General features: G+C 60.1%; 23 protein-coding genes and 1 tRNA gene. 13 read left to right on the forward strand and 11 right to left on the reverse strand.

Annotation, left to right across the window (positions count from 1 at the left end):
* Window positions 1–187: 187 nt before the first annotated feature.
* The gene (locus tag BM403_RS12155; protein WP_012721757.1) at window positions 188–628 is read right to left on the reverse strand and encodes a hypothetical protein; all 441 of its coding nucleotides are present in this window, start codon (window positions 626–628) and stop codon (window positions 188–190) included.
* Here BM403_RS12155 and BM403_RS12160 point away from each other — a divergent pair.
* Window positions 627–1,082, forward strand: coding sequence for a tRNA (cytidine(34)-2'-O)-methyltransferase (locus BM403_RS12160; RefSeq protein WP_003171120.1), 456 nt, complete (start codon window positions 627–629; stop codon window positions 1,080–1,082). The two genes, BM403_RS12155 and BM403_RS12160, sit on opposite strands and share 2 nt — an antisense overlap.
* Window positions 1,083–1,201: 119 nt before the next feature.
* On the opposite strand, the gene secB is transcribed toward BM403_RS12160, so the two are convergent.
* Genes secB through BM403_RS12175 form a run of 3 tightly spaced genes read right to left on the reverse strand, consistent with a single transcriptional unit; the run spans window position 1,202 to window position 2,391 of the window.
* Window positions 1,202–1,681: a protein-export chaperone SecB gene (gene secB / locus BM403_RS12165; RefSeq protein WP_012721755.1), complete on the reverse strand. Its 480-nt coding sequence runs from the start codon at window positions 1,679–1,681 to the stop codon at window positions 1,202–1,204.
* A gap of 40 nt (window positions 1,682–1,721) precedes the next feature.
* On the reverse strand, window positions 1,722–1,976 hold the full coding sequence (gene grxC / locus BM403_RS12170) for a glutaredoxin 3 (protein WP_010213876.1): 255 nt from the start codon (window positions 1,974–1,976) through the stop codon (window positions 1,722–1,724).
* Between the two features lies 1 nt (window position 1,977).
* Window positions 1,978–2,391, reverse strand: a complete 414-nt coding sequence (locus BM403_RS12175) for a rhodanese-like domain-containing protein (RefSeq protein WP_043204648.1) — start codon at window positions 2,389–2,391, stop codon at window positions 1,978–1,980.
* A 151-nt stretch (window positions 2,392–2,542) separates the two neighbouring features.
* Here BM403_RS12175 and gpmI point away from each other — a divergent pair, with 151 nt between their 5' ends.
* From gpmI to BM403_RS12200, 5 genes are all read left to right on the forward strand, one after another.
* Window positions 2,543–4,069: a 2,3-bisphosphoglycerate-independent phosphoglycerate mutase gene (gene gpmI, locus BM403_RS12180; protein ID WP_012721753.1), complete on the forward strand. Its 1,527-nt coding sequence runs from the start codon at window positions 2,543–2,545 to the stop codon at window positions 4,067–4,069.
* Between the two features lie 197 nt (window positions 4,070–4,266).
* On the forward strand, window positions 4,267–5,562 hold the full coding sequence (locus BM403_RS12185; RefSeq protein ID WP_093542915.1) for a murein hydrolase activator EnvC family protein: 1,296 nt from the start codon (window positions 4,267–4,269) through the stop codon (window positions 5,560–5,562).
* 30 nt (window positions 5,563–5,592) lie between these two features.
* Window positions 5,593–6,909: a S41 family peptidase gene (locus tag BM403_RS12190; protein ID WP_012721751.1), complete on the forward strand. Its 1,317-nt coding sequence runs from the start codon at window positions 5,593–5,595 to the stop codon at window positions 6,907–6,909.
* A 1-nt stretch (window position 6,910) separates the two neighbouring features.
* The gene (locus BM403_RS12195; protein WP_093542917.1) at window positions 6,911–7,699 is read left to right on the forward strand and encodes a divergent polysaccharide deacetylase family protein; all 789 of its coding nucleotides are present in this window, start codon (window positions 6,911–6,913) and stop codon (window positions 7,697–7,699) included.
* Between the two features lie 67 nt (window positions 7,700–7,766).
* Window positions 7,767–9,353 (forward strand): serine protease, encoded by a 1,587-nt coding sequence (locus BM403_RS12200; RefSeq protein ID WP_256577160.1) that lies wholly within the window; start codon window positions 7,767–7,769, stop codon window positions 9,351–9,353.
* A gap of 3 nt (window positions 9,354–9,356) precedes the next feature.
* On the opposite strand, the gene BM403_RS12205 is transcribed toward BM403_RS12200, so the two are convergent.
* From BM403_RS12205 to BM403_RS12235, 7 genes are all read right to left on the reverse strand, one after another.
* Window positions 9,357–10,112: a substrate-binding periplasmic protein gene (locus BM403_RS12205; protein WP_012721748.1), complete on the reverse strand. Its 756-nt coding sequence runs from the start codon at window positions 10,110–10,112 to the stop codon at window positions 9,357–9,359.
* A gap of 66 nt (window positions 10,113–10,178) precedes the next feature.
* On the reverse strand, window positions 10,179–10,949 hold the full coding sequence (gene hisF / locus BM403_RS12210) for an imidazole glycerol phosphate synthase subunit HisF (protein ID WP_003171107.1): 771 nt from the start codon (window positions 10,947–10,949) through the stop codon (window positions 10,179–10,181).
* A gap of 9 nt (window positions 10,950–10,958) precedes the next feature.
* A complete protein-coding gene (gene hisA / locus BM403_RS12215) occupies window positions 10,959–11,696 on the reverse strand; it encodes a 1-(5-phosphoribosyl)-5-[(5-phosphoribosylamino)methylideneamino]imidazole-4-carboxamide isomerase (protein WP_003187784.1) in 738 nt (245 codons plus the stop codon).
* A gap of 39 nt (window positions 11,697–11,735) precedes the next feature.
* On the reverse strand, window positions 11,736–11,993 hold the full coding sequence (locus tag BM403_RS12220; RefSeq protein ID WP_012721747.1) for a DUF2164 domain-containing protein: 258 nt from the start codon (window positions 11,991–11,993) through the stop codon (window positions 11,736–11,738).
* On the reverse strand, window positions 11,994–12,632 hold the full coding sequence (gene hisH / locus BM403_RS12225) for an imidazole glycerol phosphate synthase subunit HisH (protein WP_012721746.1): 639 nt from the start codon (window positions 12,630–12,632) through the stop codon (window positions 11,994–11,996).
* Window positions 12,632–13,225, reverse strand: a complete 594-nt coding sequence (gene hisB / locus BM403_RS12230; RefSeq protein WP_003218037.1) for an imidazoleglycerol-phosphate dehydratase HisB — start codon at window positions 13,223–13,225, stop codon at window positions 12,632–12,634. Before hisB ends, hisH begins: the two co-directional genes overlap by 1 nt.
* Window positions 13,226–13,540: 315 nt before the next feature.
* Entirely contained in the window at window positions 13,541–15,202 is a 1,662-nt protein-coding gene (locus BM403_RS12235; RefSeq protein WP_012721745.1) for an OFA family MFS transporter, read from the reverse strand.
* Window positions 15,203–15,526: 324 nt separating this feature from the next.
* Here BM403_RS12235 and BM403_RS12240 point away from each other — a divergent pair, with 324 nt between their 5' ends.
* The 7 genes from BM403_RS12240 (at window position 15,527) to BM403_RS12270 (ending at window position 23,172) form a co-directional block, all read left to right on the forward strand.
* Complete coding sequence (locus BM403_RS12240; RefSeq protein ID WP_093542921.1) at window positions 15,527–17,737, forward strand: AsmA family protein; 2,211 nt, start codon at window positions 15,527–15,529, stop codon at window positions 17,735–17,737.
* Complete coding sequence (mutY, locus tag BM403_RS12245) at window positions 17,734–18,801, forward strand: A/G-specific adenine glycosylase (RefSeq protein WP_012721743.1); 1,068 nt, start codon at window positions 17,734–17,736, stop codon at window positions 18,799–18,801. Before BM403_RS12240 ends, mutY begins: the two co-directional genes overlap by 4 nt.
* Complete coding sequence (locus BM403_RS12250) at window positions 18,798–19,070, forward strand: oxidative damage protection protein (protein ID WP_012721742.1); 273 nt, start codon at window positions 18,798–18,800, stop codon at window positions 19,068–19,070. The genes mutY and BM403_RS12250 overlap by 4 nt, the downstream gene beginning before the upstream one ends.
* 103 nt (window positions 19,071–19,173) lie before the next feature.
* A tRNA-Phe gene (locus BM403_RS12255) sits at window positions 19,174–19,249 on the forward strand.
* Window positions 19,250–19,691: 442 nt separating this feature from the next.
* Window positions 19,692–21,125 carry a UbiA family prenyltransferase gene (locus BM403_RS12260; protein WP_093542923.1) on the forward strand — a complete coding sequence of 478 codons (1,434 nt, stop codon included), beginning with the start codon at window positions 19,692–19,694 and terminating at the stop codon, window positions 21,123–21,125.
* On the forward strand, window positions 21,122–22,435 hold the full coding sequence (locus BM403_RS12265; protein WP_093542925.1) for an FAD-binding oxidoreductase: 1,314 nt from the start codon (window positions 21,122–21,124) through the stop codon (window positions 22,433–22,435). Before BM403_RS12260 ends, BM403_RS12265 begins: the two co-directional genes overlap by 4 nt.
* Window positions 22,432–23,172 (forward strand): SDR family oxidoreductase, encoded by a 741-nt coding sequence (locus BM403_RS12270; protein WP_093542927.1) that lies wholly within the window; start codon window positions 22,432–22,434, stop codon window positions 23,170–23,172. Before BM403_RS12265 ends, BM403_RS12270 begins: the two co-directional genes overlap by 4 nt.
* Window positions 23,173–23,207: the final 35 nt, after the last annotated feature.

Consider the following 23,207-nt stretch of genomic DNA (forward strand, 5'->3'; position numbering starts at 1 on the left):
TTGGTACAGGCAGGCCGAGAATCCCCTCTTTAACACCGAAGCCTTCAAGGCTTCACCCCGTTTTGGGAGCCCTGGTACAGGCAGGCCGGGAACTCCCTTCTTTACACCCGGGGCTTATGTGGCGCAGCGCCCATAGCCCCAGCCCGTTTTGGGGACCTTGGTACAGGCAGGCCGGGGATTCCCTCTTTTATTGCTCTTGGAGATGGATCTCCAGCCGCCAGCGGCCATCGGCTTTCTCGCCTTTCCACTCCCCTCGCAACGGCCGGGCCGCCACCAGGTTCAGCAGCAGGCCCGCATCGGTCTTGCGCACGCGCCAGTTCACGTCCTTTTCATTGAACTTGAGTTGCCCACTGGCCGCCTTGCCCTGTGCGTCGAATAGCAGCGCCACCGTGCCGTCGATCAGCTCGCCGTGCAGCTTGGGTTCGCTGTTGAACCACACCACCACGCCGTCCGCCACAGTCTCGACCTGCTGCAGCTCGACCGGGTCCGGCGTGGTCAGCCGGCCAATCATCAGGCCCACCATCAGGCCGACAATCGCCAACGAACCCATGACCCTCGGCATTAGCTTCGGCCTTGGGTCCTCTTCGGGGGTAGAATGCAGCGCATCTTTGCCTTCGGAGCCGTGCATGTTTCACGTCATCCTTTTTCAACCAGAAATTCCGCCGAATACCGGCAACGTTATCAGGCTGTGCGCCAACAGTGGCTGCCACCTGCATTTGATCGAGCCCCTGGGCTTTGACATGGACGACAAACGCCTGCGCCGCGCCGGGCTGGACTACCACGAGTACGCCACCCTCAAGCGCCACGCCGACCTGGCCAGCTGCCTGGAGAGCCTGGGGCATCCGCGACTGTTCGCGTTCACCACCAAGGGTTCACGGCCGTTCCATGATGCCAGCTTTGCCGAGGGCGATGCTTTCCTGTTCGGTCCGGAAAGCCGGGGCCTGCCGGCCGAGGTTCTCGATGCCCTGCCCGACGGCCATCGCCTGCGCCTGCCAATGCGCGAGGGTTGCCGCAGCTTGAACCTGTCCAACACCGTGGCCGTCGCCGTCTATGAAGGCTGGCGCCAACTCGGCTTCAAATAACACCGTAAAACAAGTGTGGGAGGGGGCTTGCCCCCGATGACGGAGTGCCAGTCGACATCTATGCGACTGACACTCCGCTATCGGGGGCAAGCCCCCTCCCACATTTTTACCGCGTCGACTTATTGAACCGTCGACGAACCTTCCTGTTGCATGCGCTGCAGCTCTTGCGCGTACAGGGCATCGAAGTTCACCGGTGCCAGCATCAGCGCAGGGAACGAGCCACGGGTGACCAGGCTGTCCAGGGTCTCGCGGGCATACGGGAACAGGATGTTCGGGCAGAACGCGCCCAGGGTGTGGCTCATGGATGCTTCGTCCAGGCCCTGGATCAGGAAGATGCCGGCCTGTTGCACTTCAGCGATGAAGGCCACTTCTTCGCCGTTCTTGACGGTAACGGACAGGGTCAGCACGACTTCGTGGAAGTCGCCTTCCAGTGCTTTCTGGCGGGTATTCAGGTCCAGCGCAACGCTTGGGGTCCATTCCTGACGGAAGATGGCCGGGCTTTTCGGCGCTTCGAACGACAGATCACGCACGTAGATGCGCTGCAACGAGAATTGTGGGCCTTGGGCTTCTGCTGCTTCGGTGTTCTGTTGGTCAGTCATCTCAGATCCTTGATCTTGGGGTCTTTATAGGGGTTGGGAGTCAGACGAGCAGCAGCGCATCGAGTTTACCCGCGCGCTCCAGGGCGAACAGGTCGTCGCAGCCACCGATGTGTTTGGCGCCGATCCAGATCTGCGGCACGGACGTGCGCCCCGCCTTCTGGGCCATTTCGGCACGCACCTGGGGTTTGCCATCGACCTTGATTTCTTCGAAGGCAACGCCCTTTTTCTCCAGCAAGGCCTTGGCCCGCATGCAGTAAGGGCACCAATCGCTGGAATACACGACGACCTGGCTCATATCACTTCACCAGTGGCAGGTTATCGCCGCGCCAGCTGCTGATGCCACCGGACAGCTTGGCGGCGGTGAAACCGGCCTTGAGCATTTCGCGCGCATGAGTGCCGGCGTGCTGGCCTTGGGCGTCGACCAGGATGATGGTCTTGGCCTTGTATTTTTCCAGCTCGGCCAGGCGTGCGATCAGCTTGTCCTGTGGAATATTCAGGGCGCCGACGATATGGCCGGTGGCGAAATCCTTGGCCGGGCGGATATCAACGACAACGGCCTCATCCTTGTTGACCAGCGCGGTCAGCTCCGACGTGCTCAGGCTGCGGCCACCACGGCTCATTTCATGAGCAATCAGCAGCGCCAGCAGGATGACGAAGGCACCCACGAGCAGATAGTGGGCAGTGGCAAATGCAATCAGGTGATCAACCATCAAGGAGGTTCCAGGGCGTTAAAATGGCGGTAAGTATACACAGCCGCCAGGGGGGGCCAACCCCCGTAAAGCGGTGACGTGGTCGGAACTTCGCTTTAAACTGCCACTCCCTTTTCAATTGTCTTCCTTTATTACCGCCGCGAGAGGATCTATGACTACTACGCCTAAACCTTTGGTCCTGATAATTCTCGATGGCTTCGGACACAGTGAAAGCCACCACGACAACGCGGTATACGCGGCCAAGAAGCCCGTACTCGACCGCCTGACCGCCACCGTACCCAACGGCCTGATCTCCGGCTCGGGCATGGACGTGGGCCTGCCGGACGGCCAGATGGGCAACTCGGAAGTCGGTCACATGAATCTCGGTGCCGGACGAGTGGTCTATCAAGACTTCACCCGCGTCACCAAAGCGATCCGCGACGGCGAGTTCTTCGAGAACCCAACCATCTGCGCCGCGGTCGATAAAGCCGTCGCCGCCGGCAAAGCGGTGCACTTCATGGGCCTGCTGTCCGATGGCGGCGTCCACAGCCACCAGGACCACCTGGTCGCCATGGCCGAACTGGCCTTCAAGCGCGGCGCCGACAAGATCTACCTGCACGCCTTCCTCGATGGCCGCGACACACCGCCGAAAAGCGCACAATCCTCCATCGAGCTGCTGGACGCCACGTTCGCCGCCTTGGGCAAGGGCCGTATCGCCAGCCTGGTGGGCCGCTACTTCGCCATGGATCGCGACAACCGCTGGGACCGCGTCTCCCAGGCCTACAACCTGATCGTCGACGGCCAGGCCGACTTCCACGCCGCCACCGCCCAGGAAGGCCTTGAAGCCGCCTATGCCCGTGGCGAAAGCGACGAGTTCGTCAAAGCCACCACCATCGGTGAGCCGGTGAAAGTCGAAGACGGCGACGCCGTGGTGTTCATGAACTTCCGCGCAGACCGCGCACGCGAGCTGAGCCGCGTATTTGTCGAAGATGGTTTCAAGGAATTCGAGCGCGCCCGCCAGCCAAAAGTCCAATACGTGGGCCTGACCCAATACGCCGCCAGCATCCCGGCCCCCGCCGCCTTTGCCGCCGGCACTTTGGATAACGTGCTGGGCGACTACCTGGCGAAAAACGGCAAGACCCAACTGCGCATCGCCGAAACCGAGAAGTACGCCCACGTGACGTTCTTCTTCTCCGGTGGCCGCGAAGAGCCGTTCCCAGGCGAAGAACGCATCCTGATCCCATCGCCAAAGGTCGCCACCTACGACCTGCAACCGGAAATGAGTGCGCCGGAAGTCACCGACAAGATCGTCGACGCCATCGACAACCAGCGTTACGACGTGATCGTGGTCAACTACGCCAATGGCGACATGGTCGGCCACAGCGGCAACCTGGAAGCCGCGACCAAGGCCGTGGAATGCCTGGACCTGTGCGTCGGCCGCATCGTCGATGCCCTGGAGAACGTTGGCGGTGAAGCACTGATCACTGCCGACCACGGCAACTGCGAGCAGATGTCCGACGAATCCACTGGGCAAGCCCACACCGCCCATACCACCGAGCCGGTGCCGTTCATCTACGTCGGTAAGCGCGACTTCAAAGTACGTGATGGCGGCGTGCTGGCGGATGTGGCACCGACAATGTTGATGCTGATGGGGTTGGAGAAGCCGGTGGAAATGACGGGCACTTCGATCCTGGTCTGATTCCCAGCATCACCGAAAAATAATGTGGGAGGGGGCTTGCTCCCTTCCACATTGGATCTTCTGTGTTTGGTAGATATCTTTTCGCCATTCCAGCGCCGCTCGGCACCTATCTTGCCTTCCAGCCCGAATTGGGCGTTTTTTTTGCCGCGCTTGGCGGGCATACTAGGCCGTCCCTTTCCCTGGTGTCGCCCGCCTCTATGCTTCGCGCCTTGATTACCCTTGCTCTTGTCTGCCTGCTCCAACCGGCGTTTGCCGATGAGCGCGCACAAACCCAACAACAGTTGGACGCTACGCGTCAGGACATTACCGAGCTGAAAAAACTGCTCGGCAAGCTCCAGGAAGAAAAGTCCGGGGTGCAAAAAGACCTGCGCGGTACGGAAACCGAGATGGGCAAGCTCGAGAAGCAGGTCCAGGAGCTACAAAAAGAATTAAAGAAGAGCGAGTCGGAACTGGAGCGACTCGACGCTGAGAAAAAAAAACTCCAGAGCGCCCGCGTTGAACAGCAACGCCTGATCGCTATCCAGGCCCGTGCCGCCTACCAGAACGGCCGCCAGGAATACCTCAAGCTGCTGCTCAACCAGCAGAACCCGGAAAAATTCGCGCGCACCCTGACCTACTACGACTACCTGAGCAAGGCCCGTATGGAGCAGTTGAAAAGCTTCAACGAGACCTTGCGCCAGTTGGTCAACGTCGAACAGGAAATCGCCAACCAGCAATCGCAGCTGGAAGACCAGAAAAACAGCCTCACTGCCCAGCGCGACGAGCTGGACAAGGTGCGCAAGGAGCGCCAGGTCGCCCTGGCCAAGCTCAATGACGACGTAAAAGCCCGTGACGCCAAGCTGCAGGCCCGCGAGCAGGACCAGGCCGACCTGGCCAAAGTGCTCAAGACCATCGAAGAAACCCTGGCTCGCCAGGCACGCGAGGCCGAAGAAGCGCGGCAAAAAGCGCTGATCGCCCAGCAGGAAGCCGAAAAAAAGCGCCAGCGTGAGGCCGAGATGGCTGCCACCTCGGACGCCCCGGCACCGCGTAAACCGGCGCATGCAGCCCCTGGCCCGCTGGTTTCCAGCGCAGGCGAATCGTTCGGTGGCCCTTTTGCTTCAGCGCGCGGCAAACTTCCATGGCCGGTTGATGGTCGATTACTGGCACGCTTTGGGGAAACCCGTGGCGATGACACCCGCGCCAAGTGGGATGGTGTGATGATCAGCGCCTCCGCCGGCAGCCAGGTCCACGCTGTTCACGGTGGCCGTGTCGTGTTTGCCGATTGGCTGCGGGGCGCCGGTTTGTTGGTGATTCTTGACCACGGCAATGGCTATTTAAGCCTTTACGGCCACAATCAGACTTTACTCAAGTCGGCAGGTGATGTTGTAAAAGCCGGTGAATCCATCTCCACTGTCGGTAACAGTGGTGGCCAGGACACCCCGGCGCTGTACTTCGCTATTCGTCAGCAGGGTCGCCCGAGCGATCCTGCACAATGGTGCAGATCCCAAGGATAGGGTCGCATCTACATTAGGAGTTCGTTCGACATGCTGCATTTGTCCCGCCTCACTTCGCTGGCCTTGACGATCGCCCTGGTGATCGGCGCGCCTCTGGCATTCGCCGACCAGGCCGCTCCGGCTGCACCCGCCGCCACGGCCGCAACCACCAAGGCGCCGTTGCCGCTGGACGAGCTGCGCACCTTTGCCGAGGTCATGGACCGGATCAAGGCCGCTTATGTCGAACCCGTAGATGACAAGACCCTGCTGGAGAATGCCATCAAGGGCATGCTCAGCAACCTCGATCCGCACTCCGCTTACCTGGGCCCGGAAGATTTTGCCGAGTTGCAGGAGAGCACCAGCGGTGAATTCGGCGGCCTGGGCATTGAAGTCGGCGCCGAAGACGGCAACATCAAGGTCGTCTCGCCGATCGATGACACCCCGGCGTCCAAGGCTGGCATCCAGGCCGGCGACTTCATCGTGAAGATCAACGGCCAGCCGACCCGTGGCCAGACCATGACCGAAGCCGTCGACAAGATGCGCGGCAAGATCGGCCAGAAAATCACCCTGACCCTGGTACGCGACGGCGGCAACCCGTTCGACGTGACGCTGACCCGCGCGACCATTGTGGTCAAGAGCGTGAAGAGCCAGCTGCTGGAGTCGGGCTACGGCTACATCCGCATCACCCAATTCCAAGTCAAGACCGGCGACGAAGTGGCCAAGGCGCTGGCCAAGCTGCGCAAGGACAACGGCAAGAAACTCAGCGGCATCGTGCTCGACCTGCGTAACAACCCTGGCGGCGTGCTGCAGTCGGCGGTGGAAGTGGTCGACCACTTCATCACCAAGGGCCTGATCGTGTACACCAAAGGCCGTATCGCCAATTCCGAGCTGCGCTTCTCGGCCACCGGCAATGACCTCAGCGAAAACGTACCGCTGGCCGTGCTGATCAACGGCGGCAGCGCTTCGGCGTCGGAGATCGTCGCGGGCGCTCTGCAAGACCAGAAGCGCGGCGTGCTGATGGGTACCACCAGCTTCGGCAAAGGCTCGGTGCAAACCGTGTTGCCGCTGAACAACGAGCGTGCGCTGAAGATCACCACCGCGCTGTATTACACGCCGAACGGCCGCTCGATCCAGGCTCAGGGCATCGTGCCGGACATCGAGGTGCGCAAGGCCAAGATCACCAACGAGATCGACAGCGAGTACTACAAGGAAGCTGACCTGCAAGGTCACCTGGGCAATGGCAACGGCGGCGCCGACCAGCCGACCGGCAGCGGCAAGAAAGCCAAGCCAATGCCGCAGGACGATGACTACCAGCTGGCCCAGGCGCTTAGCCTGCTCAAGGGCTTGAGCATCACCCGCAGCCGTTGATATGCGTTTTGCCCTGATCATCGCTCTGCTGTGCAGCCTGGCAGGCGTCGCCCACGCGACGCCTGCCGGCGAGCCTCAAAAAGCCTACCTGACCCTCATCATCGACGACCTCGGGCAAAACCTGCCCCGGGATCGTCGCGTCCTGGCCCTGCCCGGGCCGGTGACCACGGCGATCATGCCCGACACGCCCCACGCCGCCGAATTCGCCCGCGAAGCCCACAAGGCCGGCAAGATCGTGATCCTCCACATGCCCATGGACCCGGCCACGGGGCCGTTCGCCTGGCACCCCGAATTGCCTATCGAAGAACTTGGCAAGCGACTGGACGCCGCGTTCCAGGCGGTGCCCTATACCGCCGGCATCAACAACCACATGGGCAGCCGCATGACGGCGCAACCGGCCGCCATGGCCTGGTTGATGGCCGAGTTGCAACGGCGCAACAAGTTCTTTGTCGACAGCCGCACCAGCGCCCAAACCGTCGCCGCCGCCGAAGCGCAGAAGATCGGCCTGGCGCATGTCTCGCGGGATGTGTTCCTCGATGACGAGCGCACCGAGGCGGCGATTACCACGCAGTTGCAAACCGCAATCAAGCTGGCACACAAACAAGGTTCCGCCGTGATGATCGGCCACCCTTATCCACAAACCCTGGCAGTGCTGGAGCGCGAGTTGCCCAAGCTCAAGGCCCAGGGCGTCGACTGGATTGATATCAAGTTGATGATCAGCGTACGCGGCAACCAGGCCATGGCCGGGCACGGCAAAAATGGCACCTACCGCCCATCGCCGACTAAATAACTACCCCCGCTCTGCCAGTTGCCCCCTCGATAGTTGACGCCTGCCCCGCATCAATTCGAGGATGACCATGAAAACCCTTTATCCCGCGCTGATCTGCGCGCTGCTGACTGCGTGCCCTGTGTATCTATGGGGCGCGTCCAAAGACTTTGGTGAAGGCCTGGCCAACGCCAGCGCTCCACGCCTGCTGACCAACGCCAACCAACAACATAATCACTGGAGCGGCATCGGCCGCATCCGCAACGATAAGGCACTCTGCACCGCGACCCTACTGGATACCCGCGATGAACAAGGCATTTCCGGCCCGGCTTACATCATCACCAGCAGCCATTGCATTCACCGTGTCAGTGGTGCCGTCATCAAGGACCAGGTACTCAAGGGTCATATCAGCTTCAACTACTTTGATGACACGTTGGAGCAGCTCAAGACCTACCCGCTCAAGACCCTGAAGTGGGGTAGCAGCCACGGCGTCGACCTGGCACTCATCGAGCTCGATATTCCGCTGTCCGCCTTGATCAGCAATGGCATCGAGCCGATGAAACTGGCCGAGGACCTACCTGACGAAGCACGCCCGATTCTTGCTCTGATCGTCCCTGAATGGAACACGCTGCACCTGTCAGCGTGCCTTCAACAGGCCTCTCAAGAGGTGGTGGAGCAACCTTTTGTCTGGCGCGTAACCATGAAAAACCAGTGCAAGGGCGTGCAATCAGGCGCATTCGGTGCACCGCTGGTGGATCGCGCCACCAATACGCTGTTCGGCATTCTCAGCAGTACAACCATCGGCCAGGCCGCAGCTAAAAAGTGTCAGCGCGACGCACCATGCGAGGTGAGGGATGGCAAGGCGAGTTGGCATGCCGACAGTAACTACGGCAGTCCTGTCGTGTTCCTCAAGCACTGTTTTGTGGAGGGCGTGCTGACTGACAACGAGCAGACCTGCAACCTCTACCCCGCGACGTCCATCACCTTCAGCAGCCCTGAGCCGCTGCAACAATATTTCGTCAAAAGACCCGGAGACAAGGGCCGGAATATCACGCCAAGCTGGAACCTGGAATTTACTACCACCAGCCGGCTCTATCGCTACAAGGCCGTACGCCGTGCCAGCGAATGTGAAAACCCCGTGCATTACAGCCCGCCGATCAACAGCCACAACGCATCGATCAAGGACCCCATCGGCCCGCAAACTGGCATGCATCTGTTGTGCATCCTGGGTGTCGAATCAGACCAGGCGGTGAGCAACAGCGCGATGCGCAATGCCTTGACGCTGGCGGTCGAACTCGCTGAACCGGCGGCGACCCGCGCCCCAGACGTCAGCATCGTGCTCGACAGGCAGTTCTTGCAGCGCTACACCGTTATCTGGAACCTGGCGCCACCCTTTATAAGCCGCTACACCTACAAATTTGGCCCAGCTCAGCGCACAGATTGCCTGGCACCCGAAGGCTATCGGACACTGCCGCCCAAGCACAGCGATACGGAAGAAACCGATGACGCAGAGGACCTCTTCGGCATGCCTCCCCTGGACCAGGCCCCCGATGCACCGCATCAGAAGTTCGCGCAGATTATTTCCACGCATAACCAGCCGATAAAAATCTGCACCTACGCATTCGACCAGGCAGGCCGGCCTTCAGATTTGCGCGTGGACCTGCTCAAACCACGTTGACCACTAGAGGTAACGCGCCATGATCTCGTCAACACGCCCTTCTTTGCGCAGTTGGTTCAACGCTGCTTGAAGCTTGTCCACAAGCTCATCAGGCACGTCCTTGTTCAGCGCGAGGTAAAGCTGAGCACTGTTAAAACGCAGCACCGTCTTGAGCCCGGTCACACCGACCTGGCGAGCCAGGTACCGGCCGGCCGGATCGCCGGTAGCCCACAGGTCGATCTGACCCTCCAGCAGCTTTTGCGCGTTGTCCTGGTCGCGCAACACCACCATCGGCTTAAGGCCCTGCTTCTCCAGGGTCTCGGCGATGGCGTCGCCTTTGTAAGCGCCGATCTTGTAGCGACGGGCGTGCTCGAGGTCGCTCAACTGGATCTTGCTATCTGCCTTGGCCAGCAGTACCCAATCGTCTGGGCCGATGGGACCGACCCATTTGAACAGCGCTTCACGGTCCGGCAGGCGGGCCATCACGAACACGCCGTAACCGGGTTTCTCCAGGGCGAGTTTGTAGATTCGCTCCCAAGGGAAACGCAGGGTGAGGCTGTAGGAAATGCCGGCGCGCTTGAAGGTCTCGCGCATGATGTCCACGGCGATGCCTTCGATGTTCTCGTCCTTGGCGAAATTCTTGCCGTTTTTCGCCATGTTGTAGGGCGGGAAGTTTTCCGTCAGCAACACCAGGGAGGCGTCAGACGATTCATCGGCGTGGCCAGGGCCAGCCAACAGGAGCGACGTACTGGCGAGGGCGAGCAGCAGGTGTTTGAACATGAAGGTTACCGGAATCCATGGCAAGCGCAGAGATTGCCGCGCGCTTGCCATGGTGTCCAGCAGCGTTTAGCGAACGACGATACCGCGCGCCGCCATGTAGGCCTTGGCCTCGGGGACGGTGTATTCGCCAAAGTGGAAAATACTCGCCGCCAGCACTGCGCTGGCGTGGCCTTCGATCACGCCGTCAGCCAGGTGCTGCAGGTTGCCGACGCCGCCGGAAGCGATCACCGGGATACCCAACGCATCGCTGATGGCACGGGTCACGCCCAGATCGAAGCCGTTTTTCATGCCGTCCTGGTCCATGCTGGTCAGCAGGATTTCACCGGCGCCCAGGCCTTCCATCTTCATCGCCCATTCCACCGCATCCAGACCGGTAGGCTTGCGGCCGCCGTGGGTGAAGATCTCCCAGCGCGGGGTTTCGCCCGGGCCGGAGACTTTCTTGGCGTCGATGGCCACCACAATGCATTGCGAACCAAAGTGCTGCGCGGCCTCGCCGACAAACTCCGGGTTGAACACCGCAGCGGTGTTGATCGAGACCTTGTCCGCGCCGGCATTGAGCAGGTTGCGGATGTCTTGCACGGTGCGCACGCCACCGCCCACGGTCAGCGGGATAAACACCTGGCTGGCCATGCGCTCGACGGTATGCAGCGTGGTGTCGCGGCCATCGACGCTGGCGGTGATGTCGAGAAAGGTAATCTCGTCGGCACCCTGCTCATCGTAGCGACGGGCGATTTCCACCGGGTCTCCGGCGTCACGGATGTTCTCGAACTTGACGCCCTTGACCACGCGACCGTTGTCGACGTCCAGGCAAGGGATGATGCGTTTGGCCAGCGCCATGGTCAGTCCTCAGCCGTTGTAGGCGTCGCAGTAAGCCTGGGCTTCGGCGACGTCCAGGGTACCTTCGTAGATCGCGCGGCCGGTGATGGCGCCGATGATGCCGGGGGCCTTGGCGTCCAGCAGCGACTTGATGTCGCCCAAGTTGTGGATACCGCCGGAAGCGATCACCGGGATCTTGGTCGCAGCGGCCAGCGCAGCGGTGAACGGCACGTTGCAGCCCTGCATCATGCCGTCTTTGGCGATGTCGGTATAAACGATGGCAGACACGCCATCAGCTTCGAACTGCTTGGCCAGGTCGATCACCTGCACGGTGCTGATCTCGGCCCAACCGTCGGTGGCGACGAAACCATCTTTAGCGTCCAGGCCCACGATGACCTTGCCAGGAAACGCGCGGCAGGCTTCGGCGACGAACGCCGGGTCTTTCACAGCCTTGGTGCCGATGATTACGTAGCTCACACCGGCTTTTACGTAGTGCTCGATGGTTTCCAGCGAGCGGATACCGCCGCCGATCTGGATCGGCAGGTTCGGGTAGCGCTTGGCGATCGCGGTGACCACCTCGCCGTTGACCGGCTGGCCTTCGAAGGCGCCGTTCAAGTCCACCAGATGCAGACGACGGCAGCCCCCTTCCACCCATTTGGCAGCCATGCTCACCGGGTCGTCGGAGAACACGGTGGAGTCTTCCATGCGGCCTTGGCGCAGACGTACGCAGGCGCCGTCCTTGAGATCGATAGCGGGAATAATCAGCATCTGGCAAACCTTATTCGATATTCAGCAATGCTTGGGAAATCAGGGTTTCTCAAGCGACCACAGGTCGCTTTCGATGCTTTCGAACCTTTCTTTAAGGAGCGTCTGCGTGTCGAAAATCGCCCTGTTGTAATAGTGCGGAGCCACTTCGGTGGTAAACAGCTCAAGAATTTCGGCGACCTCGAACGAGCCCAGCTTGAGCTCGAAGCGGTCCTCCATGAAGCGCTTGATCTTGAGGGTAGCCTCACTCTCCTGTTCGGGCGTGAGGTTCAAGACCGGCTGCTTCGGCTTCCTGGCCATTTACCAGCGCCCGTCCCAGGCGGCGAAGTTCTGCAGCAATTGCAGGCCATGGGTATGGCTCTTCTCCGGGTGGAACTGCACGGCAAACCGCGAACCTTCGGCCAGCGCGGCGGCGAAGTCGACGCCGTAGTGCCCGCCACCCACCACCTGGCCCGGCTTGCCGGCGGCGATGTAGTAGCTGTGCACGAAGTAGAAGCGCGCCATGTCCGGCACTTCGTGCCAGAGCGGGTGATCGACGCTCTGGCGCACTTCGTTCCAGCCCATGTGCGGGACTTTCAAGTGTTCGCCGTCTTCATGCAGGTCTTTGCCGAAGAACTTCACCTGGCCTGGGAACAGGCCGATGCAGTCGACGCCATCGTTCTCTTCACTGCTGTCGAGCAAGGCTTGCATGCCTACGCAGATGCCGAGGAACGGACGATCCTGGCTGACCTCGCGCACCAGGCTGTCAAAGCCCAGGCGGCGGATCTCGGCCATGCAGTCGCGAATCGCGCCAACGCCGGGAAACACCACCCGGTCAGCTTCGCGAATCACGTTGGCATCGCTGGTGATCAGCACTTTGCCGGCGCCTACATGCTCGAGGGCCTTGGCCACCGAGTGCAGGTTACCCATGCCGTAATCGATAACCGCGACCGTCTGCATTACAGGACGCCCTTGGTCGAAGGCATTTGCCCGGCCATGCGGTCGTCCAGCTCTACGGCCATGCGCAGCGCGCGGCCGAAGGCCTTGAACACGGTTTCGATCTGGTGGTGAGTGTTGGTGCCGCGCAGGTTGTCGATGTGCAGGCTGACCAGTGCGTGGTTGACGAAACCCTGGAAAAATTCCTGGAACAGGTCGACATCGAAGCCGCCGACGGTGGCGCGGGTGTAGGGCACGTGCATCTGCAGGCCTGGGCGGCCAGAGAAGTCGATGACCACACGCGACAGCGCTTCGTCCAGCGGGACATAGGCGTGGCCGTAGCGACGGATGCCTTTTTTGTCGCCGATGGCCTTGGCAAATGCCTGGCCGAGGGTGATGCCGACGTCTTCCACCGTGTGGTGGTCGTCGATATGCAGGTCGCCCTTGCTGACGATATCCAGGTCGATCAGCCCGTGACGGGCGATCTGGTCCAGCATGTGCTCAAGAAAAGGTACACCGATATCAAATCGGGCCTTTCCGGTGCCATCCAGGTTAATCGAGGCTTTGATCTGGGTTTCCAGAGTGTCGCGCTCGACGGACGCCTTACGTTCGGCCATCACCAGCTCCGCAAAATCATTGGGCGAAAAAGGCAGCCATTATAGGGGCGCGGGCGCTAAACAGAAACATCGGAGGGGATAAGACTGATGGAGTGTCGGAGATAGACATGTGCATACAACTGTTGGGTTGGGCTGATGTGGCGAGGGAGCTTGCTCCCGCTGGGCTGCGCAGCAGCCCCAAAACCTGTCACCGCGAGCTTCCAGAACCAACGCGGTGAATTGATTGGGGTCGCTTCGCGACCCAGCGGGAGCAAGCTCCCTCGCCACAACAAGCCCGGCTCCCGCAGGAACCAGGCCCACCCGGTCATCGCAGTGTTAGTGGAACAGAACCGCGGTCTTCTGCAAGGTCACCCACACACCCCACGCCAACGGAATACCCACCACCAGCCAGGCCGCGATGGCCAATGGCACGGTGCCGGAAGCGGCTTTCCACTCCAGGGAAGTGGTGGCATCCGCCCCTTTGTCATGACCCAGCGCCTGTTCGGCGGCCAATTCGGCATCGGTCATGAAGTACTTGTCCGCCACCGGGCGAACCAGCAGGTTGCAGATGAAACCCAGCACCAGCAGGCCGGCGAGAATGTACAAGGTGATGTCATAGGCAGCCGCGCGTTCAACGCCGATGCTCAACTGATATTCACGCAGGTAGTTCACCAGCACCGGACCCAAGACGCCCGCAGCGGCCCAGGCGGTCAGCAGGCGACCGTGGATCGCGCCGACCATTTGCGTACCGAACAGGTCGGCCAGGTAGGCAGGAACGGTCGCAAAACCACCCCCGTACATCGACAGGATGATGCAGAACGCCGCCACGAACAGCGCCACGTTGCCCAGGTGCCCCAGGTTCGGGATCAGCGCGTACAGGGCAAAGCCCAGGGCGAAGAACACGAAATAGGTGTTTTTACGGCCCAGGTAGTCGGAGAACGATGCCCAGAAGAAGCGGCCGCCGATGTTGAACAGGCTCAACAGACCGGTGAAACCTGCCGCGATGGCCGCGATGGAGGCCAGCTGACCGGCATCCAGTTGGCCGAACGGCACATCAACACCCAGCAACTTGCCGCCGAACACTTCCTGCAGCAGCGGCGAAGCCATGCCGAGGATGCCGATACCGGCGGATACGTTCAGGCACAACACCAACCAAACCAGGCGGAATTGCGGGGTTTTCCACGCCACGTTCACGTGCACGTGACGGTGGGTGATCATCGCGTTGCTGGCCTTTTTCGCCGGGGCGGTCCAGCCCTCAGGTTTCCAGCCGGTCGGCGGAACGCGATAAGACAGTGCGCCGCCGATCATGAACACGAAGTAGATCGCCGCCATCACCAGGAAGCTCTGCCACACGCCCACGCTGGTCGGCGTAGCAAAGTGGCCCATCAACGCTGCGGCCAGGGGTGCACCTACCATCGCGCCGCCGCCAAAGCCCATGATCGCCATACCGGTGGCCATGCCACGCTTGTCCGGGAACCACTTGATCAGGGTCGACACGGGAGAGATGTAGCCCAGGCCCAGGCCGATACCGCCGATGACCCCGGAGCCGATCCACATCAGCCAGATCTGGTGGGTATAGATACCCAAGGCAGAAATCAGCAGCCCGCCGCACCAGCACAACGCCGATACAACACCGGCCTTACGTGGCCCGGCATGTTCCAGCCAGCCGCCCCAGATCGCTGCCGAGCAGCCCAGGAAGATGAAGAACAGGGTGTAGATCCAGCCCAGCATGGAGATGGGCCAGTCGCATTGGGACGAGAAGACTTGGGCGATGAAGCTCATGTCCGGCGCGCAGGCGACCGGTTTGGTAACACCCAGTGCCTTGGACAGAGGCAGCCAGAACACCGAGAACCCGTAGGCCATGCCGATGCACAGGTGGATGGCCAGGGCGGCCGGTGGAACCAGCCAGCGGTTGAAGCCGGGCTTGGCGATGATGCGTTCCTTGGACAGGAACGCTGGCTTTGCAGCAGATGAACCTGCCGCAGTGCTAGTGCTCATTGGTGTTTCCCCCAGTTGTTAGTATGTGTCCGTCAGGCGCTCTCTCCCTCGGCCTTGCACGCAAAGCGTGGCCGTTTTGTTGAGTGAAGCTCCATTTTAGGCGCGACCTTAGGTCGCAGAAGGCGGACGAACGTGCAGAGATTAGCACCTGTCGATGACAGAAAAACCAAAGTGACATCACCTTTTTCAGGAAATCTGTTTTTTGACGCCAAAAACCCGCTTTCCCCGCCCCTGGATACAATGTAACGATCGGGGCACTGACGCAGGCCGTCGGGCGTTATACTCTGCGGCTAAATTTTGAAATCGACATACAAGGACTCGCCCATGAAAGCGTTCGGCAAAATCCTGGGTCTGGTACTTCTCGGGCTGTTGCTGATCATTGTGGCTCTGGGTTTTGCCCTGACCCATCTCTTCGATCCCAACGACTATAAAGACGAGATTCGCCAGATTGCCCGCGACAAGGCCCACATCGAGCTGACGCTCAATGGCGATATCGGCTGGAGCCTGTTCCCGTGGCTCGGCCTTGAACTGCACGAAGCCAGCGTGGCAACCCTGACCGCGCCGACCCAACCGTTCGCCGACCTGCAAATGCTCGGCCTCTCGGTGCGCGTACTGCCGTTGCTGCGCCGCGAAGTGCAGATGAGCGACGTGCGTGTCGAAGGCCTGAACCTGCGCCTCAACCGTGACAAGCAAGGTCATGGCAACTGGGAAGACATCGGCAAGAACGTGACTGAGGCGAGCGTCGGCAGCCCTGGCTCGGTTGAGCAGCCTGTCGAATCCGAACCGGAAAAGCCGGCAAAACCCATCCGCCTGGACATCGACAGCCTGACCATCAACAACGCCCGCGTTGAATACAACGATGAGCAGACCGGCAAACAGTTCAGCGCCGAAAGCATTCAACTGAGCGCCGGTGCGGTGCACGAAGGCGCCAGCATCCCGGTGAAACTCACCGCCTTCTTCGGCAGCAACCAGCCGGTGATGCGCGTCAAGACCGAGCTCAACGGCAACCTGCGGATCCAGCGGGCACTCAAGCGCTATCAGCTCGAAGACATGAAGATCACCGGCGAAGCCACGGGCGAGCCGCTGCAGGGCAAGACCGTGACGTTCTCCACCCAGGGCCAGCTGCTGGTTGACCAGGCGGCCAATATCGCCGAATGGACCAACATGAAGCTGTCGGCCAACCAACTGCGCGCGTTGGGCGAACTGAAGGTCAACGACCTGGACAAGACTCCGCAGCTCAGCGGCGCCCTGTCGATCGCCCAGTTTGACCTGGCCAAGTTCCTCGACAGCGTCGGCCACCCGTTGCCGCCGATGGCCGACGGCAGCCTGAGCAAGGTCGAGCTGGTCAGCCGCCTCAAGGGCACGCCGACCAGCGTGGCCCTGGAAGACCTGAACCTGAAACTCGACGGCAGCACCTTCACCGGTCGCGTCGCCGTGGAGGATTTCGCCAAGCAATCCCTGCGCGTTCAGCTCAAGGGCGACACCTTCAACGCCGACAACTACCTGCCGGCCAAGTCTGAATCGGCCAAGGGTGCGGCGGCCGCACGCCAGGCCGAAGTACAGAACAGCGAAGCCGGGGCCATGGCCGCAGGCGGCACCACGCCGCTGCCCGACGCTCCGACCAAAGGCGCCTGGAGCACCGACAAACTATTGCCATTGACCCGCCTGCGCACGCTGGACGTGGACGCCGACCTTGCGTTCGGCCAACTGACCCTGAGCAAGTTGCCGATCCAGAATGCGGTGCTCAAAGCCTCCGGCCTTGATGGCCAGCTCAAGCTCGACACCTTGAGTGGCGGTCTCTACAACGGTAGCTTCCAGGCCAACGGCAACCTTGATGTGCGCCAGGACATTCCCGTGCTGGCGCTGCAGAGCCGGATCAAGCAAGTACCGGTCGAGCGCATCCTGCAAGCCCAGGGGCAAACCCCGCCGGTGAAGGGCCAGATCACCCTCGACAGCAACCTCACAGGCCGTGGCAACAGCCAGAAAGCCTTGATCGACAGCCTCAACGGCACCGCCAGTTTTGTGATCAACAACGGTGTGCTGCTCAATGCCAACCTTGAGCAGCAACTGTGCACCGGCATCGCCTTGCTCAACCGCAAGACCTTGAGCAGCACGCCGCAAGGCAAGGACACGCCGTTCCAGGAGCTGAAGGGCAACCTGACCTTCCGCAACGGGGTCGCCAGCAACCCTGACCTGAAAGTGCGCATCCCAGCCCTGACCGTCAACGGTAATGGCGACGTCGACCTGCGTGTGCTGGGCATGGATTACCGCGTCGGCATCATCGTCGAAGGCGACCAGCGTGAAACGCCGGACCCCGCCTGCCAGGTCGGCGCCAACTTCCAGGGCATCGAAGTGCCGCTGCGCTGCCGTGGCCCGCTGGAACTGGGCGCCAAGGCGTGCCGCCTGGACAAGGACGGCTTGACCCAGGTCGCCATCAAGGCGGCCGGCAACAAGCTCAGCGACAAGCTGGAAGAGAAGCTCGACAAGGTGAACCCGCAACTTAAAGACGCTTTGAAGGGCCTGTTCAAGCGATGAGAAACGAGCAGTTTTCAGAGGCCGTACTCGATTGGTACGACCGCCACGGCCGCCATGACCTGCCCTGGCAACAGGGCATCACGCCTTATCGGGTGTGGGTCTCGGAGATCATGCTGCAGCAGACCCAGGTGAGCACCGTGCTCAATTACTTCGACCGATTCATGGCCTCGCTGCCGACGGTCGAAGCCCTGGCCGCCGCGCCGGAAGACGAAGTGCTGCACCTGTGGACCGGCCTGGGTTACTACACCCGGGCGCGCAACCTGCAAAAGACCGCGAAGATTGTCGTGGCCGAGTACGGTGGTGAGTTTCCCAGGGACGTCGAAAAGCTGACCGAACTGCCGGGCATCGGCCTGTCCACCGCCGGCGCGATCGCCAGCCTGAGCATGGGACTGCGTGCGCCGATCCTCGACGGCAACGTCAAACGCGTACTGGCACGTTTTACCGCACAAGAGGGCTACCCCGGCGAACCCAAGGTGGCCAAGCAGCTGTGGGCCACCGCAGAACGCTTCACGCCGCATGATCGCGTCAATGCCTACACCCAGGCAATGATGGACATGGGCGCCACCCTCTGCACCCGCAGCAAACCCAGCTGCCTGCTGTGCCCGCTGGAAAAAGGCTGCGAAGCCCACATGCTCGGCCTGGAGACACGCTACCCGATCCCCAAGCCGCGCAAGACCATCCCGCAGAAGCGCACGCTGATGCCGCTGCTGGCCAATGCCGAGGGCGCGATCCTGCTTTACCGTCGCCCTTCCACGGGCCTGTGGGGCGGCCTGTGGAGTTTGCCCGAGCTGGACGACCTGCAAGACCTCGAACACCTGGCCAACCAGCACGCGCTGGAACTGGGCAAGCCACAGGAACTGCCGGGGCTGATCCACACCTTCAGCCACTTCCAGCTCGCCATCGAACCCTGGCTGGTCCAGGTCGAGGAATCCGCCCATCACGTGGCCGAGGCCGACTGGCTCTGGTATAACCTCGCCACCCCGCCGCGCCTGGGCCTTGCCGCCCCGGTGAAAAAACTGCTGAAGCGCGCGGCCGACGTATTGAACGCAGGAGTTTCGTCATGACCCGCACCATTATCTGCCGCAAGTACAAAGAAGAATTGCCAGGCCTGGAACGCCCTCCGTATCCGGGCGCCAAGGGCCAGGACATTTTCGATCACGTCTCCGCCAAAGCCTGGGGCGACTGGCTGAAACACCAGACCCTGCTCATCAACGAAAAACGCCTGAACATGATGAACGCCGAAGATCGTAAATACCTGGCGGGCGAGATGGACAAGTTCTTTTCCGGCGAGGAATACGCCAAGGCCGACGGCTACGTGCCGCCTGCTCAATAATTGATCAAAAACCAGGGTCGGCACGTAAGCGACGGTAATAATTAAATATTTTTTGAAAACTTGCTTGACGACCCCCTGAAAAACCCGTTTAATGCGCCCCGTTGCCCAGATAGCTCAGTCGGTAGAGCAGGGGATTGAAAATCCCCGTGTCGGCGGTTCGATTCCGTCTCTGGGCACCACCTTCAGCTTTCAGGTGGTGTGAACATCACGTGAAAGCATTCAAGAAGCCCGCCCAGTGCGGGCTTTTTGTTGTCTGCAGAAAAGTCGAGCCCACGCGTTACGAACCTATTCGTAATTAAGACCCAAGCCACTCCTAAGAACGCTCTGCATATCACGTCTGGGTTCAGGTGACCCTTATGGAGTGATATGATTCCGCCGCTAGGAAATTTCCTACGCTCGCCTCCTACCTCGGCGACTGATTGGCATCACCACGATCAGAGCTCGGCGATACAAACACGAAATGCAGGCAAGGAAAGCAAGCATAGCGCCACAAATGCTATGTCGGGCATGCAACTCCCCCCACTGGACACCTGCATACCTCGTGATAACACCCACCATTGTTACCTTGGATTCATTTCGCTGGCACAGCTCTATTTGGCCAGCCATTAGGGAAGAGCTCTTTTGACCGCCTTTTCGCCCCTCCCCTTAGTGGTCGATCTCGATGGCACGCTGCTACGTTCCGATTTGCTTCTGGAAACTGGCATGGCCTACGTACGACTTCAGCCATTAAAACTGTTCAAACCCTTCGGGTGGCTGGTCAAGGGCAAAGCAACCCTGAAGGAAGGGCTGGCCTGCGCAACAAATATGGATATCAGCGTATTGCCCTATGACCCCGAGGTCATTGCGCTGATCAAGCGTGAACGTAGCAGTGGGCGACGAATCGTGTTGGCCACTGCCAGTCATTACACCCTGGCCGAACGCATTGCCGAGCACTTGCAACTGTTTGACCAAGTGTTGGCCTCTGACGGTGAACGAAACCTGTCCTCCCATCGCAAGCGCGACTTATTGGTCGAACATTACGGCGAGCAGGGTTTCGACTACGTAGGCAACTCCAATGACGACCTTTCGGTTTGGTCCAAAGCTCGCAAGGCCTACGTTATCAATCCAGAAAGCGGCGTAGAGCGTCGCGCAAAAGCCCAGGGTAATGTCGAACAAGTCATTCACTCAAATCCCGGGGGAGTTAAAGACTGGCTGAAAGCTTTACGCCTGCACCAATGGATGAAAAATCTATTGATCTTTGTTCCGCTGCTGGCAGCCCACCAGCTCACCAATTTCATGCTGCTCTGGCAGGGTGTACTTGCGTTTATGCTGTTTGGGTTATGCGCCTCCAGCGTCTATCTGCTCAACGATCTACTGGATCTAGCCGACGATCGCCACCACGCAACCAAGCGCAAGCGCCCATTTGCATCCGGACGCTTATCGATAAAATCGGGGCTGGTGACCTTCCCGCTGTTACTGATTGGTGCATTTTCCGGCGCCGCACTGTTGCTGCCCTGGCAGTTCGCTGCAACACTCTTGGCCTACTACGTCTTAACTCTTGCCTATTCGTTGTCGCTGAAACGGCACATGGCAATTGACGTTATAGCCTTGGCTAACCTGTACACCATTCGCCTGATAGCTGGCGCGGCAGCATTCAGCCTCGCCCTGACCTTCTGGATGCTGGCGTTCTCCATGTTCATGTTCCTTAGCCTGGCACTGGTCAAGCGCTATGCAGAGCTGCATGAAGCGCGACACAAGGGGCGCACCGGAAAAACGCGAGGACGCGGTTATTACCCTTCGGATCTTGAAATGATTTCATCGCTGGGCGCCGCCTCCGGATACCTCGCAGTGATGGTGCTGGCACTGTATATCCATGACCAGTCAGACAGCGGGCTATATGCTCACCCACAACTGATCTGGATATCCTGCCCCTTGCTGTTGTTCTGGATAACACGAGTGTGGATGCTCACTCACCGCGGACAAATGCATGATGATCCGGTTGTTTTTGCAATTAGGGATCGTGTCAGTCTGATCGTCGGTACGCTTTTCGGTCTCGTATTCTGGATTGCAGCATGAGCGCCCCCCTGTACTCCTGGGGACGGTACCCCGACGCACCACAAACCGCGCACTCCTGCCACTGGCAAAGCGAACTCCCGAGCCTGCTCACAGAGCTGGCCAACACTCATGGCAGCACCCTGCCTTACGGCAACGGGCGCAGCTATGGCGATAGCTGCCTTGCCGCGAGCAGCCAAGCACTGCATATGCGTAGCTTGGACCGCTTTATTCATGTCGATTGGCAGCGGGGGATCGTACAAGCTGAAGCCGGGGTAACACTGGCGGAAATTCTCACCCTTGCGATTCCCCATGGTTGGTTCCTCTCTGTCACGCCCGGCACTCAGTTCGTCACCCTGGGCGGAGCTATTGCCAACGATGTACACGGCAAAAATCACCATGTGCGCGGAACCTTCGGCAATCATGTTCGGTGCTTTGGCTTGATACGTCAGGGTCAAGGCATGCTGAACTGCTCTCCTGATGAAAATCCCGATCTATACGCCGCAACCATCGGCGGCCTGGGCCTGACCGGAATAATCGCGTGGTCAGAAATCCAGCTGATGCCCATCCGTAGCAGCCAGATCGATAGCAGCGTGGTGCGCTTTAGCAACCTGGCGGAGTTCTTCACCCTATCCGCTGAACTGGACCATCAACATGAGTACAGTGTCGCCTGGATAGACTGCCTGGCCAAAGGTGTGAATGCCGGACGCGGCGTGTTCATCGTCGGTGATCACGCGCCGTACGGTTCACTGGAGGTGGATGCCCGCGCCAAGCGCGAAGTCCCGCTGACGCCCCCGATCTCCCTGATCAACAACCTGTCCCTACGTGCTTTCAATGAGGCCTATTGGCGCAGCCATCCCCTCCAGCACACGTTCAAGCGCAGCAGTTACGACACCTTTTTTTATCCATTGGATGGCCTTCTGCACTGGAATCGAATCTACGGCCGCAAAGGATTTCAACAATACCAATGCGTGATTCCTGATGCCGCCGCCGAAGCGGCAACCAAGGAGCTTCTGAGGGTCATCGCCGAGTCAGGCCAGGGTTCGTTTCTCGCCGTGCTTAAACGTTGCGGGAACATTGCCTCACCAGGCCTAATGTCGTTCCCGCTGCCTGGCACCTCACTGGCTTTAGACTTCCCACAGAAGGCCAGCCTTGCAGCACTGTTCGTTCGCCTGGACGACATAGTCCGCAAGGCTGGTGGCCGGCTCTACCCCGCCAAGGATGCCCACATGAGTGGCGTCGATTTCCGCCAGGCCTACCCAGCGTGGGAAAAGCTTGAAGCCCTGCGCGATCCCACTTTGATGTCCTGCTTTTGGAAACGAGTTATCACATGAAACGAGTTTTGATCGTTGGTGCAACCTCCGCTATTGCCACAGCCTGTGCACGCCTCTGGGCGGAGCAAGGCGCCGAGTTTTTCCTGGTAGCCCGCAATAGCGAAAAGCTTGAACAGACACGCAGCGATCTACTGGCGCGCGGAGCCAAAGTGGTTACTTCCTACACCATGGATGTCACTGATTTCTCTGGCCATGCTGAGATGGTGGAGCAGTGTCGTGCGGCCTTGCAGCAGATCGACATTGCTCTGATCGCCCATGGGACACTGCCGAATCAGCGGGCCTGCGAACAAGACGTCGAAACAGCCCTCAGCGAGTTCGCAATCAACGGCACTTCGGTCATCAGCCTCCTCACGCTGCTGGCGAAACAATTCGAGACCCAGCATTGCGGGACACTTGCAGTGATCTCCTCGGTTGCTGGCGACCGTGGGCGCCCTTCCAATTATCTGTATGGCACAGCCAAGGCGGCGGTATCGACTTTCTGTGAGGGCCTGCGTGCTCGCCTGTATAAGGTTGGTGTACACGTGATCGATATCAAACCAGGCTTTGTAGATACTCCCATGACCCAAGGCCTGCCACTGCCCGCCCAACTGGTCGTCAAGCCCGAGCAGATAGCAAAGCGCATCGTCAAGGGCATCGAAAACAAAACGAACGTCCTGTATACCCCAGGCTTCTGGAAAGCAATCATGCTGATAATAAAGCTGGTTCCACAGTTCGTATTCAAAAAAACCAATCTGTAATTTACTGATTCAACAGCCACCTTAACAACCAGTCT

Origin of the sequence: Pseudomonas sp. OV546 (assembly GCF_900116845.1) — a bacterium.
GTDB classification, from domain to species: Bacteria; Pseudomonadota; Gammaproteobacteria; order Pseudomonadales; family Pseudomonadaceae; genus Aquipseudomonas; species Aquipseudomonas petroselini.

Bases quoted from the DNA above. Each gene is read 5' to 3' on its own strand.
- BM403_RS12160 (WP_003171120.1), top strand. From the start codon at position 627: ATGTTTCACGTCATCCTTTTTCAACCAGAAATTCCGCCGAATACCGGC.
- BM403_RS12155 (WP_012721757.1), bottom strand. From the start codon at position 628: ATGCACGGCTCCGAAGGCAAAGATGCGCTGCATTCTACCCCCGAAGAG.
- secB (WP_012721755.1), bottom strand. From the start codon at position 1,681: ATGACTGACCAACAGAACACCGAAGCAGCAGAAGCCCAAGGCCCACAA.
- grxC (WP_010213876.1), bottom strand. From the start codon at position 1,976: ATGAGCCAGGTCGTCGTGTATTCCAGCGATTGGTGCCCTTACTGCATG.
- BM403_RS12175 (WP_043204648.1), bottom strand. From the start codon at position 2,391: ATGGTTGATCACCTGATTGCATTTGCCACTGCCCACTATCTGCTCGTG.
- gpmI (WP_012721753.1), top strand. From the start codon at position 2,543: ATGACTACTACGCCTAAACCTTTGGTCCTGATAATTCTCGATGGCTTC.
- BM403_RS12185 (WP_093542915.1), top strand. From the start codon at position 4,267: ATGCTTCGCGCCTTGATTACCCTTGCTCTTGTCTGCCTGCTCCAACCG.
- BM403_RS12190 (WP_012721751.1), top strand. From the start codon at position 5,593: ATGCTGCATTTGTCCCGCCTCACTTCGCTGGCCTTGACGATCGCCCTG.
- BM403_RS12195 (WP_093542917.1), top strand. From the start codon at position 6,911: ATGCGTTTTGCCCTGATCATCGCTCTGCTGTGCAGCCTGGCAGGCGTC.
- BM403_RS12200 (WP_256577160.1), top strand. From the start codon at position 7,767: ATGAAAACCCTTTATCCCGCGCTGATCTGCGCGCTGCTGACTGCGTGC.
- BM403_RS12205 (WP_012721748.1), bottom strand. From the start codon at position 10,112: ATGTTCAAACACCTGCTGCTCGCCCTCGCCAGTACGTCGCTCCTGTTG.
- hisF (WP_003171107.1), bottom strand. From the start codon at position 10,949: ATGGCGCTGGCCAAACGCATCATCCCTTGCCTGGACGTCGACAACGGT.
- hisA (WP_003187784.1), bottom strand. From the start codon at position 11,696: ATGCTGATTATTCCCGCTATCGATCTCAAGGACGGCGCCTGCGTACGT.
- BM403_RS12220 (WP_012721747.1), bottom strand. From the start codon at position 11,993: ATGGCCAGGAAGCCGAAGCAGCCGGTCTTGAACCTCACGCCCGAACAG.
- hisH (WP_012721746.1), bottom strand. From the start codon at position 12,632: ATGCAGACGGTCGCGGTTATCGATTACGGCATGGGTAACCTGCACTCG.
- hisB (WP_003218037.1), bottom strand. From the start codon at position 13,225: ATGGCCGAACGTAAGGCGTCCGTCGAGCGCGACACTCTGGAAACCCAG.
- BM403_RS12235 (WP_012721745.1), bottom strand. From the start codon at position 15,202: ATGAGCACTAGCACTGCGGCAGGTTCATCTGCTGCAAAGCCAGCGTTC.
- BM403_RS12240 (WP_093542921.1), top strand. From the start codon at position 15,527: ATGAAAGCGTTCGGCAAAATCCTGGGTCTGGTACTTCTCGGGCTGTTG.
- mutY (WP_012721743.1), top strand. From the start codon at position 17,734: ATGAGAAACGAGCAGTTTTCAGAGGCCGTACTCGATTGGTACGACCGC.
- BM403_RS12250 (WP_012721742.1), top strand. From the start codon at position 18,798: ATGACCCGCACCATTATCTGCCGCAAGTACAAAGAAGAATTGCCAGGC.
- BM403_RS12265 (WP_093542925.1), top strand. From the start codon at position 21,122: ATGAGCGCCCCCCTGTACTCCTGGGGACGGTACCCCGACGCACCACAA.
- BM403_RS12270 (WP_093542927.1), top strand. From the start codon at position 22,432: ATGAAACGAGTTTTGATCGTTGGTGCAACCTCCGCTATTGCCACAGCC.